This is a genomic window from Sphingobacterium sp. SYP-B4668, from assembly GCF_027627455.1.
Classification (GTDB): Bacteria; Bacteroidota; Bacteroidia; order Sphingobacteriales; family Sphingobacteriaceae; genus Sphingobacterium.
Genome location: NZ_CP115483.1, coordinates 3,633,741 through 3,650,921, shown reverse-complemented (window position 1 = coordinate 3,650,921; position 17,181 = coordinate 3,633,741). Strand labels below are relative to the sequence as shown.

General features: G+C 48.0%; 9 protein-coding genes. 6 read left to right on the top strand and 3 right to left on the bottom strand.

Annotated elements, in window-relative coordinates; translation table 11 throughout:
• Positions 1-38 precede the first annotated feature (38 nt).
• A complete protein-coding gene (locus tag OQ289_RS15055; RefSeq protein WP_270087678.1) occupies positions 39-2,720 on the top strand; it encodes a DUF7133 domain-containing protein in 2,682 nt (893 codons plus the stop codon).
• A gap of 125 nt (positions 2,721-2,845) precedes the next feature.
• On the opposite strand, the gene OQ289_RS15050 is transcribed toward OQ289_RS15055, so the two are convergent.
• The 3 genes from OQ289_RS15050 to OQ289_RS15040 form a co-directional block, all read right to left on the bottom strand.
• Positions 2,846-4,855 carry a RagB/SusD family nutrient uptake outer membrane protein gene (locus tag OQ289_RS15050; RefSeq protein WP_270087677.1) on the bottom strand — a complete coding sequence of 670 codons (2,010 nt, stop codon included), beginning with the start codon at positions 4,853-4,855 and terminating at the stop codon, positions 2,846-2,848.
• Between the two features lie 19 nt (positions 4,856-4,874).
• Positions 4,875-8,144: a SusC/RagA family TonB-linked outer membrane protein gene (locus OQ289_RS15045; protein ID WP_270087676.1), complete on the bottom strand. Its 3,270-nt coding sequence runs from the start codon at positions 8,142-8,144 to the stop codon at positions 4,875-4,877.
• Between the two features lie 237 nt (positions 8,145-8,381).
• Entirely contained in the window at positions 8,382-8,624 is a 243-nt protein-coding gene (locus tag OQ289_RS15040) for a hypothetical protein (protein ID WP_270087675.1), read from the bottom strand.
• Between the two features lie 170 nt (positions 8,625-8,794).
• Between OQ289_RS15040 and OQ289_RS15035 the strand changes: the two genes are divergently transcribed.
• From OQ289_RS15035 to OQ289_RS15015, 5 genes are all read left to right on the top strand, one after another.
• Complete coding sequence (locus OQ289_RS15035) at positions 8,795-9,340, top strand: RNA polymerase sigma factor (RefSeq protein WP_270087674.1); 546 nt, start codon at positions 8,795-8,797, stop codon at positions 9,338-9,340.
• Between the two features lie 77 nt (positions 9,341-9,417).
• Entirely contained in the window at positions 9,418-10,620 is a 1,203-nt protein-coding gene (locus OQ289_RS15030; protein WP_270087673.1) for a FecR family protein, read from the top strand.
• Positions 10,621-10,671: 51 nt separating this feature from the next.
• Entirely contained in the window at positions 10,672-14,064 is a 3,393-nt protein-coding gene (locus OQ289_RS15025; RefSeq protein ID WP_270087672.1) for a SusC/RagA family TonB-linked outer membrane protein, read from the top strand.
• Positions 14,065-14,074: 10 nt separating this feature from the next.
• Positions 14,075-15,991: a RagB/SusD family nutrient uptake outer membrane protein gene (locus OQ289_RS15020; protein WP_270087671.1), complete on the top strand. Its 1,917-nt coding sequence runs from the start codon at positions 14,075-14,077 to the stop codon at positions 15,989-15,991.
• Positions 15,992-16,020: 29 nt separating this feature from the next.
• The gene (locus OQ289_RS15015; RefSeq protein ID WP_270087670.1) at positions 16,021-17,178 is read left to right on the top strand and encodes a glycoside hydrolase family 76 protein; all 1,158 of its coding nucleotides are present in this window, start codon (positions 16,021-16,023) and stop codon (positions 17,176-17,178) included.
• Positions 17,179-17,181: the final 3 nt, after the last annotated feature.

The window sequence follows — 17,181 nt, the reverse complement described above, 5'->3', positions numbered from 1 at the left end:
TGTACAATCGATAAATCTAATCAGTTTAACACCATAGTATGAAGAGGACACTCAACCTATTGTTTCTCTTTCCTGTATTATTAGGATTTGCCAATAATATAGAAAAGCCAGCACAACATCATGTACCAACACACAATAAACTTTATTCCCCCACGGCGGTATTGCACGTTCAGGATAGTCTAAAGACCTTGCCTGGAGCTCCGGCAGACCTCCTGATGACGTCCTTCACCGGGCCTGACCTTACTCCGAGTCCCGCCTGTCTGGCGGTAGCACCCACTGGCGAAGTGTATGTTGGTGTAGATATGATCGGATCATTAGGCAAGGATATGGGCAAAGGGTTTATTCGCCGATTTGTCGATACCGACAATGATGGAAAAATGGATACACATACCGATTTCGCGCGTGTGGACAATCCTCGCGGTATTTTCGTCCTGGGCGATCAAGTCTTTGTCTTACATACCACATTCGATGCTACCAGCGGAAAAGCGACGGGGATGGATTTGGTCGTTTTTGAGGATAAGAATCAAGACGGCATTGCTGATGGCGCGGCCAAGCCACTTGTTGTTGGGTTGAGCAATACCAAGTACATCCAAGAACGAGGCACAGACCATGCTACCAATGGCATTAGAATGGGGATTGATGGGTGGATCTACATTGCTGTCGGCGATTTCGGGTTTCACAATGCCTCCGGTACGGATGGTAAGAAATTGACCATGCTAGGAGGGGGGATCCTGCGGGTGCGTCCGGATGGCAAAGAGCTGGAGGTCTATACCCACGGTTTGCGCAATATCTATGACGTAGCCATCGATCCCTATATGAACATATTCACTCGCGACAATACCAATGACGGTGGCGGTTGGGATATCCGATTCTCCCATCAGATTCAATCTGGGGAATATGGCTACCCACTATTGTTCCAAAATTTCACAGAAGAGATCATCCCTGCCTTGGCCATGCTAGGAGGGGGATCTGGTACAGGATCTTTGTATATGGATGAAGATACCTGGCCTGCAAAGTATAATAAGGTGCCGATGATGGCCGATTGGGGACGTAGCTACTTATATCTACATCATGTCACTCCAGATGGACCAAGTTTTCTGCAGAAAGAAGAAGAGTTTATCAAATTGCCTCAGATTACCGACTTGGATGTAGATGGTTCCGGTAGGTTGTATTTGGCTGCTTGGGATGGCGCCGGTTATTCAGGCAATCCAGATAAGGGCTACGTGGTACGTGCTGTCCCTAAAGGCTGGCAGTATAAGGCATTCCCGAATACCAAGAAAGCATCCATCTCCGAACTAACAAAATTATTGAAATCCGGCAGTGCGACCGCTAGGCTCTATGCATCACAAGAGCTTTTGGCCAGACCTGTTGAAGAAGCCGCCAGTGCTGCATTAAGTATTGCCAAGGACAAGAATTTGGACTTGACTGTCCGCGTAGCCGCCCTCTACACCTATGCGCAAGTCGAGGGGGCAAAGGCGATACCAGCGTTGGTCGAGCTCGCCAAAGAAGATCTGCTTCGCGAGTTTGCCTTGCGCGCCTTGACCGATCGAATGGGCAGTCTGGATCAGGTTCCTATCGACCCCTTTATCGATGGATTAAAGGATCCCGCAGTACGTGTGCAGACCGTTTCTATGGTAGGCTTGGGGCGTTTAGGTCGCGTTGAAGCAGCCAATGCACTGTTGCAGACCAAGGTGCCAGTTTCTTTTGTGGCACCTGCCAAAGGGGTCGAAGGCCCGCATCATGTACCCAATTCGGCTATTATCCCAGCTCATTTGGCGGTCAAAGCTTTGGTTCGATTGAACGCCGTGAATGCAAGCGTCGGGTTTTTAGGGACCGAAAATCCCGATCTCGCGCTGTGGGCCATGCGCTACATGCATGATACTCGCGCTGTTGATGGGCTTATTGCCGCCTATACCAAGACAAAGGACCAAAAAATGAAAGATAAGATATTGGTGACTCTAGCTCGTTTGTACAAGCAGGAGGCGGCCTATGATGCTTCATGGTGGTGGGGCACCCGTCCAGATTCGCATGGCCCCTATTATAAAGGCGTTGTGTGGGAATCTTCCCCGGTTATCGAAAAATTCCTGAAAGCCGAGAGCGCAAAAGCTGGAGCCGCCAAAAGGCAGTTCTTTACCGATTTGAATGCCAAGTTCCGGATGGAAATTACAGCTTTCGATGTGGTGAAAAAAGAAACACCCGTAAATGAGGGGAAAGAGAAAAAAGTGGATTTGGCCAAGATTACCAATCAAAAAGGCCAAGTCGGCAAGACGTCAATAGAGGATATCATGTTAGCACTCGCCAAAATCAAAGGCGACCCCGTCAAAGGAAAGGCACTCTTTACCAAGCAGGGATGTTATGCTTGCCATAGCATCAAGAAAGGTGAAGAAATGAAAGGACCTTTTATGGGGCAGATTGGTGCAATCATGAATCGCGAACAGATTGCCGAGTCTATCTTAAAACCGAATGCGTCCATTTCGCAAGGCTTTTCGACCGTATATATCGGAACGAAAGACAAGAAAAGCTATATGGGCTTTATCACACAAGAGACGGCAGACAAGGTGGTCATGAGAGATATTGCGGGATCGGTCACGACCATCAAAAAAAGTAATATTGCGTCTCGAAAAGAGATGCCCAACTCTATGATGCCTACTGGCTTGGCCAATTCATTGTCCATTGATGAATTTGCAGCCCTCGTCGCCTTTTTAGAGAAGCAAAAGTAAGAAGCTGAATGCTCCATAATAGATGGGTAGGAGACCCATCAATAAAAGAATAGCCGCTTGGTGTCCCCAAGCGGCTATTTTTGAATAGGTATTTTTAGGAAGCTTCATCCAGCTGTTCCTGTTCTCTAAAATGTGCTTTCATCAGCGACAGCATCCTCCCAGTTATCCCATTTTGGAGTAGCAGCATTATAGCCCGTATAGCCGTAGTTTTGACTGAGTTGTCCGTTTATGTTAGAGGTAATGGCAGCATTGGGGATAGGCCAGTACATATTCTTTTTATCCATTGTGTAGTTGGGTTTACTGATCCCTGGAGCATTGATTTCGACCGGCCCTTTGTTGTACATGCTGTAATGTACGATACGTTGGTACCAATAGCTTCCACCAGCTGGGTCTGTACCCGTTTGTTTGTCAAAAGTTGCCAACGAGTAGGTATTTCCCCATTCATCAGGTCTGCCACTACGGGCTAAGCACAACGATACGCGTTTCAATTCCACATTGCGCCATTCTTCCCAATACAGCTCGCGGGCCCGCTCGTTCATGATATCTCCAATCGTGACAGCACCTTGGTACAGCTGGCTACATTGCGCGCGCTGCCTTATGGCATTCAGGTCATCTTTAATCGTAGGATCGCTAGGGTTGATGTAAAATTTTGCTTCCGCCCTTAAAAGGTATGCTTCTGCCAGGCGGTAGAGGTACCAGTCTGCATTCCCTCCGTTTGTAGCACCACGATGTCCGTCAGAACCCACTATATTGGCTTCCGCGATGGGGTCATCCATATACAGTTTGTAATGCGGTACATCAAACCAACGGCGAATGGTGTCGCTGCACAGTAAGTTTCCATTGTCAGGATTGAAAAGCGCGAGCGGTTTGCCAAATTCGGTCGATGCCTTGTTGTTCACCTTGTAGTCTTCCATACGGATCCAGTTGCCCGTCGAAGAGCTATGGCGCAAGTCGGTTTCATCCATTACCCCATTGACACGCCATAAGTTGGTCATATGAAAACGAGTGGGGCGAAAGGTCGCTATTCCCCGTCCGAAAGCCCGCATATAATCGTATTTGGCATTGTAGTCTGTCGTATTACGACGGATATTGAGCAAGGCCTGCCTTCCATCTTTCGCCTGCAGCCTATTGTCAAAAACGAAGGGATACAGGACGCGCATCGTCAGCATTTTGACAAAAGATTCCGCATCCGACCCCCTGTTGGGCATCCCCATAATCACTTCTTTATTTGTCGAGATCAATTTATTCTCGGCGCGATGCAAATCCCAGATTACATTTCTAGTAATCGGCCAAGTTTGCGGCTCACCACCGTCGTTAAAGGTACCGAAGGTATTCTGCATCAGTGCATAGCCAGACTGATTGATCAAGATGTCGGTTTGTTCCTTCGCTTTTTCATATTCGCCAGTCGCTAGATAACATTTTGCGAGCAACATACGACAGGCTCCCTTATTCACCATTCCGATCAGGCCTATTTCACTTTGATTTGGAACCCATTCTACGGCAAGCTCCATATCACGAGTGATCATTTTTAGAATAGCCTCCCGTTCGGTCGTGCGGTAATTTTGCTTAGGTACTTCCAGTAATTTGGTGACTAGTGGGACATCACCATATTGAAAGACTAAGGCCAAATAGCGAAATGAGCGATGGAAATAGGCCTGTCCCTTAAATCTATTTTTGGTCACCTCGTCCAGACCCTGCACCTGGTCCACATAGTGGAGGATGGTATTTGCATTTCGAATACCGTTGTAGGTTTCGTCCCAAAAATACCACAGGCTGTTGGTCCTGTCCAGATTGTTAGCCGTACCGTCATCGCTGGTAGGCGTCAGCATATTGGCCACATCGGCAAGCATAGTCCGCTTATCTGTCGCCGAAGCCACCATCAATTCGGAAAAGATATATTCTGTACCCAATGAGAGCATTTCATTATGATCGGTCATCCAATACAATTTGAGGTGACGATCGTTGATCGCCATAGCTGCCTCCAATCCAGATTTGGTGTTGAAAGTGGACCCGGGCTCATAGAATGATAGGGGATCCGGATTTAAAAAATCCCGCGAACAGCTGCTGCCCAATAAGGTGGCACCCATCAGCAAGGCAAATGCTGTACGGTTTAGTTGTCGTGTTATATTCTTCATCTTGTCGGTTCTTAGTCGTCTAAAAAGTTAAATTCAATCCTAGGGTAAATGTCCGTGAAGCCCACGATCCAGTCTCTGGGTCCCCGTAGATCCATTCCTGTGCCCAAGTCGCGGTATTCCGCACGGCGCCAAATACCTTGACCCGGTTTATATTGTACATGGATGTCCATCGCTGCGGTAGTGTATATCCGGCGGAGATATTATCCAATCGGATGAAGGACCGGTTATACAATTTTTGGGCGCCATTTGCACCTTGTGGTCCCTTAGCTTCTATCCGACCAAATTTATTTGTGGGGTTATCCGGGGTCCAGTATTCTTTTTGTGGCAAGTTGGCCAGTGCATATTGCACACGTCCTCCATCATCGTCGTTGTTGAGGTAATTACCCGACAAGCTTTTGTGTCCCATGTACGAATAGATTTGGAAGGATACGCTCAAGTCTTTCCAAAGCACAAATTCGTTACGCAAAGACCAATGGTAAGGCGCGACGCTCTCTCCGAGAAATACTTTATCCTGATTATTATAGACATGTGTGACCGAGCCGTCCGCATTCACGACATCATCACCTGTATAATGATTGGTTACCTTAGGGTCGCCCGGTTCTTGGCCGTATTGGTCCGCTTCGTCAATTTCATGTGTTTGCCATATGCCCGTCACCTGGTAATCCCAGATAGTATTGATGGATTGCCCAATAAACCATTTGTTTGTAGTGTCGTCTTTCTCTTTTTGTCCCGTTATGTTACCCGCTGCATCGAGCACGTTTTCATAATCATAGTACAGGTGTTTAATCCGATTCTTATTGTAGGAAAATCCAAATGTCGTGGACCAGCGGAAATTTTCACGGTCAAAATTTTGGGTATTCAATGCAACTTCGATACCCTTATTTTCTACCAGACCGAGATTGGTTGTAATACTTTTAAAACCTGAGAAGCCGGCTATACGTTGATCCATGATCATGTCGTGGGTCTGCATATTGTAATATTCAATGGTACCTGATATGCGGTCGTTCAGAAATCCAAAATCCAATCCCACGTTCCATGCAGCTGTCTTTTCCCACTCCAGATTAGGACTTGCCAATCGGTCCATCATCAGGTAACGGTACAGTTGCAGCTGGCCTGTGGCGTTAAGATAGCCTTGCATCTTTCCACCACCCCTAGAAAGGTTGGCTAATGCCAAATAGGGCGAACCCAGTGATCGATTACCATTTTTACCATAAGAGACCCGCAGTTTACCGGAGCTCATGATGTCTTTCCATTTGAAGAATTTTTCGTTGGTAAATGTCCACGCGCCGCCCAGGGACGGAAATATGCCGTACGGATCAGTCGAGCCGAAGGCCGAGTATCCATCCCGTCGGATGGTCCCCGTCACCATATAGCGATCATCGTAATTGTAAAACAAGCGGGCCATTAGCGCATCCGCTGTTTCATGTGTATCGCTACTGGAATAATTACTTTCTTCTTTATTTCCCATTCCTACGTTGTGGTATCCCAGTACATCGGAGGGCAAAATATTGCGTGCCTCGATCCGTTCTTGCCAGGATCGCAGCTGTTCCGCTTCTTGGACAAGGGTCACATTCAGGCGGTGCTTCTCGGCAAAGGTGTGTTCCCAAGTGATGGTATTGTTCAAAGACCAATCAAAGCGTTTGGCCGACTCCCGGTTAGCACCACGTACTTTCGGGTCAGATCCGGGTAGATTTGCAGACATAAAATAGCGGTCGTAGAAGAACTGATAGCGCGGTGATGCATTGAAGGAGTACGTGATATTGAAAGGCAGTTTAAGCTTAGCCTGCAATATCGTGTTGAACACCGTGAATCCCTTGTCCAGTTCCAAATACTTCCGTTGGAAATCGTAGTTGTATCCGCGTTGGCTGAATTCATCATTCAATGGGAATTGCAGCGGGTTGCCCATTTCGTCCGCATAGTCGGCGTAGGGGCTGTTGCGCATCATTTGATCCATATCGATGTCTACATTGCCATCGGAGCGATCCTGGAAGTTGACGTTGGCACCGATTTCAAACCAGTCAGTTACCTTCGAATTCACTTTCATGTTGGCACGCACTGCCCGGTAATTGTCGCTCACCACCGCGCCTTGGTTCTTCAGATAGCCCATCGAGAGGTAGTAATTCGTCCGATCGCTCGCACCACTTATACTGGCATTATAGTCTTGGTCAAAGCCTGTTCTAAAGGTTTTGTCTGTCCAATCAACAGTTTTTCCATTGACAAAATTTTGTAGAGCATTCCCGGTGAATCCCAGTCGTCGTGCCCAGATGCTCAGATCTGATTCGTTGGCACTATTGGCGCTGTACGCGCGCCAGCTGTCGAGAGAAATGTTAGCGGGCAATTGATCTGGTCGCATAAAAAATCCAGGTTGCTGACTATGCAGACCCGTTTGATACGCTTCATATGCACCCGTCTCTTGATTCACGCCATAGGTACTCTTGGTAAACCAATCCTGGCGATGTTGCATATAGGCATCCTTGTCCCATCTTTTGCGAAAATCACTGGGGCCAGTAGCTCCAAAATTTGCCGTCACGTTGATGACCGGTTTGCCCACTTTACCCTTCTTGGTTGAGATAATGATGACGCCATTGGCCGCTTTCGAGCCATAGACAGCAGCTGCCGATGCATCTTTTAGTACATCTATCTGTTCGATATCGTCAGGATTGATCTCGGATAGCTCGCCATAGAAAAACATGCCATCCATCACGATCAGTGGGCTATTGTGATTTCCATCAGTATATACTGAGCGCTGTCCGCGGATTTGCAGCGAGCCGCCTCCCTTTGCCGACGAGCTGAAGCCTACGTTCAAGCCTGGTGTACCCCGCAAGATATCCTGTACGGTACGCGGGTTTTCATTTGCGATTCGGTCTGGGCGGATTTGAATGATGGAGCCGGTAAGGTCCTTTTTCCGCATAGTACCGTATCCCACCACGACAACCTCTTCTAAAGACTCGTTGGTTGACGTCAGTTGAATTCGAAATTCGTTTTTGTTTCCAACTGTAATGGTCTGTGATGTATACCCCACAGACGAAATTTGCAATACAGCGTTCGCGGGCACTTGGAGCGAGAAGGTTCCATCGGCCTTTGTACTTGTACCTGAGGAGCTATTTTGCAGCTGTACCGCTACACCTTGGATAGGTTGGTTGGTCGTGGCATCCGTCACGGTACCCGTGATGGATTTCTGTTGTCCTAATACCAGCAATGGTGCTACTAGGGTCCACAACAATAAGATAAATGCTGGTTTGCCCAGTATTTTATCAATAAGTGAATGGAGATAGTTATTGATTACCATAGATTTAAATTTTGGATGTCTAATCTAGTTGTTTTATTTACTTTTGGTTAAAAACCAATAATCAGAAGGTGAGCTGATTGGTTTTTGTTTATCTGCTATGCAACTGGCAAATCTCCACCGCGATACCCTTCCTCTCTTTTGCGTAAATACTTGAACATTGTCAGTGGCATTTAACGTATAGGGGTAAACGGCTCTTGCTAAAACTGGAAAACCGGTTTTTTAGAAAAAGGAGGTCTGCTATCTTGCCTTGTTATAGCTTTCGATTAGCGTTTGATAGTTGGGCATGACGGCTGATAGCGCTTGAGCATAGGTCAATGCATTTTGATGTCCCCAACTTTTTAGGATTTCGCTGATGACGGCCGTGGTGGTAATTGGGGTCACACCCGCAAGCTGTAGTCTCGCAATGGTGACCTGGGTAGATAATGGGCTCATATCGCCAGAGGCATCAATTACCGCATAACCCGCGCAAATCCCCTCCATATTCGCCGGTTATGAGATAATTATAGAAAAACATAAAATGTTGTGTCTTTTTTTTAATTTAGCCGATTATCGTTGCTAAAACGTTTTTTGTATATACAAACCTATACTAGGAGCACGTGATTTGAGGTTTCTGGGTAACGAAACGAACCAATAATACAAGCCATGAAGTAATGTCTGCTGAAAGATCTGATAAGGAATTATGGGAGCGATTGAAGATGGGGGATGAGATGGTATTCAAATACATCTATCAAAGCCACTTACAGTCATTGTTCCGTTATGGCCGTCAGTTTTCGACGGACGAGGAGCTTATTAAGGACTGCATCCAGGATTTGTTTCTGCGATTACACCAGCATAGCCATTCCTTAAGACAGGTGGACAATATCAAGATCTATCTCTTCATATCCCTCAAAAATGCGCTCCTGAACCAGGAGAAGCGCAAGATAAACTATGCTCGGCATGTGGACAACTTGTACAAGGCATCGGAGACCTCTGTGGAAGAGAATACGCTGGAGCGAGCAGAGGAAGCATTGGCATCGTCCCAACGTTTTGATAGGCTAACGGCATTGCTCACCGCCCGGCAGCGCGAAATCGTGCATTGCCGTTTTGTAGAGGGGATGTCTATCCCCGATATTGGCATTTTGATGGACATGAATCCGCAATCGGTCTCGAATGTGCTGTATCGCTCGCTGTCACGGTTGAAAATGGAGCTTAAGTGATTTTTTTTCAAAAAAAGTGAAAATAGTGAGTATATAATTTCCGCAAGATTGTCCTTCCTTAAATAACCAATAAATCTATGTCTTTAGGAAGGACTGTTGAACAGTACAATGCATTTACATTTGAAGATTTTCTTCAGGACGACTACTTCATCGCAAAGTGGACGAGTCCCACGTCGGAAATACGTCTATTTTGGGACGCATATAGCCAAGGCGCGGTATCGGACGACTATAAGCAGGCCTGTCAATATATGGATCTGCTACACGATAACCAGCCCCATTTGTCTACGGTGGAGGAAGAAGACCTTTGGCAGGCCATCACTGCTGCACAGCCTGTGGCGCCAACCCAACATATACGCCGCCTGCGGCCCCAGCTATGGTATGCTGCCGCCGTGGCCGCTATCGTCCTGTTATTTGTAGGGGTGCGAGTCGCACAGCGGGATGCCCTCCCGGATACCGAAAATATGTCCCTCGCTCAATTTGTGCAACGTAGCCAAGTGGTTAGCGATGAAAAGCCGGAGCAGGTCTCCTTGGTGCTTTCGGGTACGGAGAAGACGTATTTGGAAGGCAAGAATCCAGAGATTGTTTACAAGGATGGCCATGTACTGACCTCGAATGACAAAGAAGCACAGCAGGTGCTCACGCCTTTCAATCAGCTGATTACCCCGCACGGCAAACGCTCGATGCTGGAGTTGGAAGACGGGACCAAAGTGTGGGTCAACTCGGGGACAACCATTACCTATCCGGTGGTATTTGCGAAAGACAAAAGGGAGATATATGTCGATGGGGAGGTGTTCTTAGATGTTGCACATCAACCGGAACGCCCATTTATCGTGACCACTCGCGACCTCTCGGTACAGGTCTTAGGGACACGTTTTTCGGTGTCGGGCTACGCGGATGTAAAAGTGCAGCAAGTGATCCTGCAGTCGGGCAAGGTGCAGGTCAATGCGGGTCTAAAAATGGCTTATCTAGCGCCTAACCAAATGTTTGAACAGGCCAATGGCCAAGCCCGCAAGACCCAGGTAGATGCCACAAGGCTGACCAGCTGGATACATGGCTACTACTCATTCGAGGCTACCCCATTTGGGGAGATAGCGGAGCAGCTGTCCCGCTACTACGGGGTGAAAATCAACTGCGATCCGGAAGTGTCTACGCGGACATTCAGTGGTAAGCTCCATCTGGAAGAGAATTTGGATAAACTCCTGAAAGGTCTCTCGTTTTCGGTCGCATTCCGTCACCAGATCCAGGGAAATGAAATCCATATTTCTAAAAAACCGATTTAACCGCGCTATACCAATCAACTTACATACCGAATATACTAACTAAACCATTTCATGAATTTCTTAAAAAGATCAATGCTTATTGGGGGAGGATTATTGCTGGCCTATTCCGCATATCCACAGCCCATGCTTTCTGTACAGGTTCATAATGGGACATTGAAACAGGTTTTTCAAGAGATTGAAAAACAAAGTCCATATGTCTTTTTTTATCCTACGGGAACTGAACTGGAGCAAAAACGCGTGAACATTGCCGCAAAAAATAAGCGCCTTCCGGAGGTGCTCGGCGAATTGTCAGATGAGGCCAATTTTTCGTATTCCATTGAGGGGAGTCAGGTGCTGATCGCACAGCAGGCATCCCGGAGGGCGGCTACACCGGGTGCGCGCCTGCAGCAACGTAAAGTGACGGGCGTGGTGCGGGACGAACAGGGGGGAGCCGTAGCTGGGGCTACGGTCACGGCAAGCAAATCCAATACCGTCACCCAGACGGATGATGACGGGCGCTACGAAATCATGCTCGGTCAGGCAGATGACCAACTGGTCTTTAGCAAGGTGGGCTATGTGGCGCGTGAAGAAAAGTTCACATCGGGGAGCAACATCTTGGATGTGGTGCTGACACCGATCGTGAACGAGCTGGATGAGCTCGTCATTGTGGGATTTGGACAGCAGCGGCGTATCAGCAATATCGGTGCGCAATCCAATCTGAAGATGACCGATATCAAGACGCCTTCGTCCAGTCTGTCTACAGTGCTGGCCGGTCGACTGGCGGGGGTAGTGGCTGTGCAACGCACCGGTGAGCCGGGGCGTGATGCCGCGGATATCTGGATACGGGGTATTGCGACGCCCAATGCATCGCGCCCGCTGGTGCTGGTCGATGGGGTCGAACGGTCTTTTAACGATATCGATCCGGAAGATGTAGAGTCTCTGACCGTCCTGAAAGATGCTTCGGCTACAGCGGTATACGGGGTGCGTGGGGCCAATGGGGTCATTATCGTGAAGACCAAGCCCGGGAGGATCGGAAAGCCCGTGGTAAGTGTGGATTATTATGAGACCATTACCCAATTTACGCAACGGGCCGAATTGATCGACGGGTTGGATTATATGGCCACGGCCAACGAAGCGCTAGCAAATGGAAATCAACAGCCGAAGTACTCCGAACAATATATCGAACGTACACGTGCCAACTTCGACCCTTATCTGTACCCGAATGTCGATTGGCTATCGAGTATTTTTAATGATTTCGGTCAGAATAGACGTGCGAATGTCAATGTACGTGGTGGGAGTGAATCAGCCAATTACTACGCTTCGGTGAGTTATTTCAACGAAAAGGGATTGATGCGGACGGAGTCTCTTGAATCGTACAATTCGAAGATGAGTTTCAATCGATACAATTTTACAACGAATCTAAACTTGAAGGTGACACCAACCACCACCGTTGAAATCGGAGCGCAGGGCTATCTGGGCGAGGGGAATTATCCAGCGATCAGCTCTTCGTCGATTTATTCGGCTTCGATGGAAATAACGCCTGTAGACTATCCGCGCATGTTTTTTGTGGATGGCAAAGCCTATGTCCCCGGGATCAATCCCAATGGCGGATTTCGCAATCCGTATGCTGACGCTACCCGTAGGGGCTACAGTAACCAGACGCGCAACCAGGTCTATTCCAATCTACGGGTGAATCAGGATCTGGGCATGCTGACCGAAGGGTTGAAGCTCTCGGGTATGTTTGCCTATGATGTGTACAACAGTGTGAACATCATGCAGAGCAAGCGCGAATCGACCTATTACTTTGCCAATAGGGATGTGCCCTATGATATGGATGGTCGCCCTATTCTGGTGCAGACCTACGCCGGATCGGATGTGCTCGGATTTGAGCAGCGCTCGGATGGTAACGAGAAGAAGACCTACTTGGAGGCTTCCTTGAACTATGACCGGGCTTTTGGCAAACATCGTGTAGGGGGATTATTCCTGTATAATCAACAGAGTCGCTTGTTGTATCCGGTAGGGAGCTTGGAAGATGCTATCCCTTATCGCACGCTAGGTGTAGCGGGACGGGCGATTTATTCATATGACGACCGGTATTTTGCCGAATTCAATGTTGGATACAATGGTTCGGAAAACTTTACCCCGGAGCGCAGATTTGGGGTATTCCCGGCATTTGGGATAGGATGGGTACCGTCCAATGAGCGCTTCTGGCAGCCATTGGCGTCGACAATCAATTTCCTCAAATTGCGCTACACCAATGGTATCATCGGCAACTCGAATGTGTCGGGTAGAAGATTTATGTACCTCGAACAGATGCAATTTGACAATGGATTTGGATACAATTGGGGGAGTGCAGGCGGACGTAGACCTGGCGTGAAAGTGAACAACAATGCCGTGAATATCGGTTGGGAGGAATCGCATAAGCAAGATTTGGGAATCGAGTTTAAAGTACTGAACAGCAGCCTTTCGGTCATCGTAGACTTGTTTAAAGAGCGCCGCTCGGGTATCTTGTTGCAGCGCAACGAGTCCATCCCCTCCTTCTTGGGCTACATGTCCGATCCGTATGGCAATGTGGGGGTGATCGAAAACAAGGGTATCGATGGGACATTGGAATACAACAAGCGTATCAATGAGGATTGGCAAATCTACCTTCGGGGTAATCTGACCTTTAATAAGGATAAGTGGGTGGATAGCGACCAGCCCGATCAGCGCTATGCCTGGATGAACAAGAGAGGTACGAATGTCAACGCCAGAAGGGGCTATGAGGCCGCAGGGCTGTATACCCAGGACGAAATCCTAGATATACAACGTTATGAATCCCTTTCGGCTGTTGATAAAGAAGGGGTAAATCGCCCTTTTCCGACCCAATTTGGCGAGGTAAAGGCTGGAGATATTAAGTATAAAGACCAAAATGGTGACGGTGTCATCGATGCCTACGATCAAGTCTATATTGGTCGTGGAGATGTGCCTCGGATGGTTTATGGATTTGGGATTAATACCACCTACAAAAGACTCTCATTGGGGGTGCTCTTTCAAGGGATAGAGGGGGCCGATCGTATGCTCCAAGGGACCAGTATCCATCCGTTTGTGGGTGATGGCGGTGGTGGCAACCTTTTTTCCAATATTACGGATAGATGGACTGCCGACAACCCTCGGCAAGATGCATTTTACCCACGCTTGGCCTATGGATCGGACCAAACGAGTAATATCAACAATTTTCAAAGCAGTACGTGGTGGCAAAAAGATGTGAGCTTTCTACGCTTGAAGACCTTGCAGGTCAACTACAACCTGCCCAAAGAATGGTTTGCACGGGTGGGGATAGATAAGGTCGATCTCTATCTGATGGGGACCAATCTATTGACTTGGAGCAAATTCAAACTGTGGGACCCAGAGCTCAATACGAATAATGGAACAAGCTATCCGAATATGAAGTCTTATTCATTCGGTATTAATTTCTCTTTTTAAAATAAACGATATGAACTGCAATACATTAATATGGATGCTGGCCTGTGTGTGGATGTTGACGGGATGTTCAAAATATCTGGAGCAGGTGCCGCAAGATCGATTGTCACTGGATAAGATATTTACCAATCGGGAGGATACGCAAAAGTATCTGGCCGGGATATACACCTATATTCCGGACGAGTACAATCAACGTCAATTGCACGAGGGCGAGCTTTATAAAACCTATGGACCTTGGACGGCGGCAAGTGATGAGGCCGAATACACCTGGGCACATGTGCAATCCCACATGTGGAACAACAATACCATCAATGCCAATGATGGCTTGATCGCCCGCCGTTGGAAAAGCTGGTATGTAGGGATACACGAAGCCACGATTTTTATGGAGCGGGTCAATGGCAACCCAGAAGTGCCGGCCAATCTGAAGGCCCAATGGGCGGCAGAGGCTCGAGCACTGCGGGCAATGTATTACTTCTACTTGGTCCGTGCGTATGGTCCGGTGCCGATCATTGAAAAGATTGTGGGCCAAGATACACCTTTGGATCAATTGCAGATACCTAGGAACTCGGTAGACGAGTGCTTTGATTACATCATCGCCGAGCTGCGTGCGGCGGTCAATACGGGTTTGATACTACATGTATCCTTGGAGAGCAATCCGAGTAGCGACGGGTATGGACGCATCGATCAAACGATCGCACGGGCATTTATAATCGAGGCCATGATGCTGCGTGCCAGCCACCTTTTCAACGGAAGCAACAGCTATTATGCTGGTCTGGTCAATGCAGACGGTAAGAAACTATTTCCAACAGCAAATGCTGCTGAAATAAAAGCAAAGTGGAAGGCTGCTGCTGATGAGACACGCGCATTTATACAAGATTTTGTCCCCCGTTTCTACGATCTGGAGCGCAGTATGACAAATGGCGTGCTGGATCCCTATGCCTCTATTAGGCGTGCGACTCGGGGAGCCTTTTCGGAGCTTTCCTCCTATAAGGAGCTTGTATTTTATAGGATAAGCACCTCGGCCGGGACGATGCAGTACGACCGTACCCCCAATCATAAAGGGACCACCGATCAATATAAGGGAGGTGGGGCTTTAGGAGCTACCCAAGAAATGGTGGACGCATATTTCATGAAAAATGGACGATTGCCGATCACAGGCTATCAGGCGGATGGGAAGACCCCTATCGTGCAGGCAGCGGCCAATTATGCCGAAACGGGCTTAAATCCCTCGGATTATAGAGATCCGGCCAACAATAGCCGCATCTTCGCACCTGCCAATGTGGGCATGATGTACGTGAATAGGGAACCCCGATTTTACTCGGATATCACCTTTAGTGGCCAAAAGTGGTTGTTTGATCGGGATGGCGCTATCTACACGGATTTGAGCTATTCGGGCAATGCCGGTAAATTGCAAGGGGTCAACGATTACTCCAAGACGGGCTATGTGGTGCGCAAATCTGCACCAGAAGGACCTCGTAATACCGAAGATAGGGTCTGCATATTATTGCGTCTGGCGCAGGTATACCTCAACTATGCAGAGGCATTGCATGAATCAGATCCCGGAAATTCGGAGGTGGTGAAATATCTCAACCTGATCAGGCAGCGTGCGGGGATACCTTTGTATGGAGCGGGTGTGGACGCGCTACCGGTGCCCAGTTCGGAGGCCGAGATGACTGCCGCTATCCGCGCAGAGCGGAGGGTGGAGCTCTCGTTTGAGAATAGCCGGTTCTTTGATGTGAGAAGATGGGGTACAGCCGAGCAAAATCAAAATAAAGCCATCTACGGTATGAATGTAGAAGCTGATGGTACGGCTTTTCTACAACGGACCAAAGTTGAGGATCGGGTATTCGCGAAGCGACAGTACTTCTTCCCGATTCCACAAAAGGAGATTGATATAGACAAAGCATTGCAACAAAATCCTGGATATTAACACTTAAGAATATGCATTTATTTAAAAATATGACCTCATATATCCTCCATGGCTTCTTCTTGTTAGGAGCCTTGGTCAACATATCGTGCAACAAGGAGTTTGACGACGGAAATTTTGTGCCGGATTATGACGTCGTTCCGAAATATACGAATACGGATATCGACGAGGCCTACAAGGCTTTTAACGAGCATCTGTACGACCCTGTTCGCAAGATCTACCTCCGCGACTCGAATAAGCCACAGGCGGTAGGTGCCATATGGACACAAGCGGTGTATTGGGATATGGCCATGAATGCCTATAAGCGGAATAAAACCCCTGAAAACCTCAAACGTATCGAAGACCTGTATGAGGGCAATGGAAAGCAGTATGCCAACTACGATTGGACGAATGACAAAGAATGGTTTATCTATGATGACATCATGTGGTGGGTCATCTCGATGGCTCGCGCGTATGAGGTGACGGGTGACCCGAAGTACCTGGCGCATGCTGAATCGGGTTTTGACCGGGTATGGTATGGGGTACCGGGATTGGATCCCGGCTCTTATGATACCGAGCATGGTGGTATGTTTTGGGATTGGACTTTTGGTCGTGTGGGCAAGATGTCCTGCATCAACTACCCAACAGTAGTAGCGGCAGCGACGCTGTATAATATCACCAAGAAGGAAGATTACCTCAACAAGGCAAAGGAGATCTACCAGTGGTCTTCTGACAATATCTACGATCCGCTTACGGGACGTATCGCGGATTCAAAACATGGAAATGGGAGCCCCAATTGGACCCTCCATGTTTACAATCAAGGGAGTGCCATAGGTGCAGCAACGGAATTGTATGCGATTACGAAGGATGCCAAATATTTGGACCAAGCGGTACTGATGGCCAATTATACACGGGATGTCATGTCGGCCCCCTATGCTATCCTCCCCTCGGAGCCGAGCGAGGAGAAAGGAATCTATACGGCCATATTTGCGCAGTATATGATCCGATTGATAGAAGTGGGTGGCAAGACGGAGTACTTGCCTTGGTTGAGACGAACGATAGACTATGGTTGGAGCAACCGGGATCAAGCGCGTAAGCTGACGTCGAAAAATTATCTTAAGAAAGTGGGTACGGACGAGGTCGTCTCCTGCTATGATGCGAGCGGTATCCCGGCCTTGATGTTGTTGATTCCATCCATTGCCGACCAATAATAG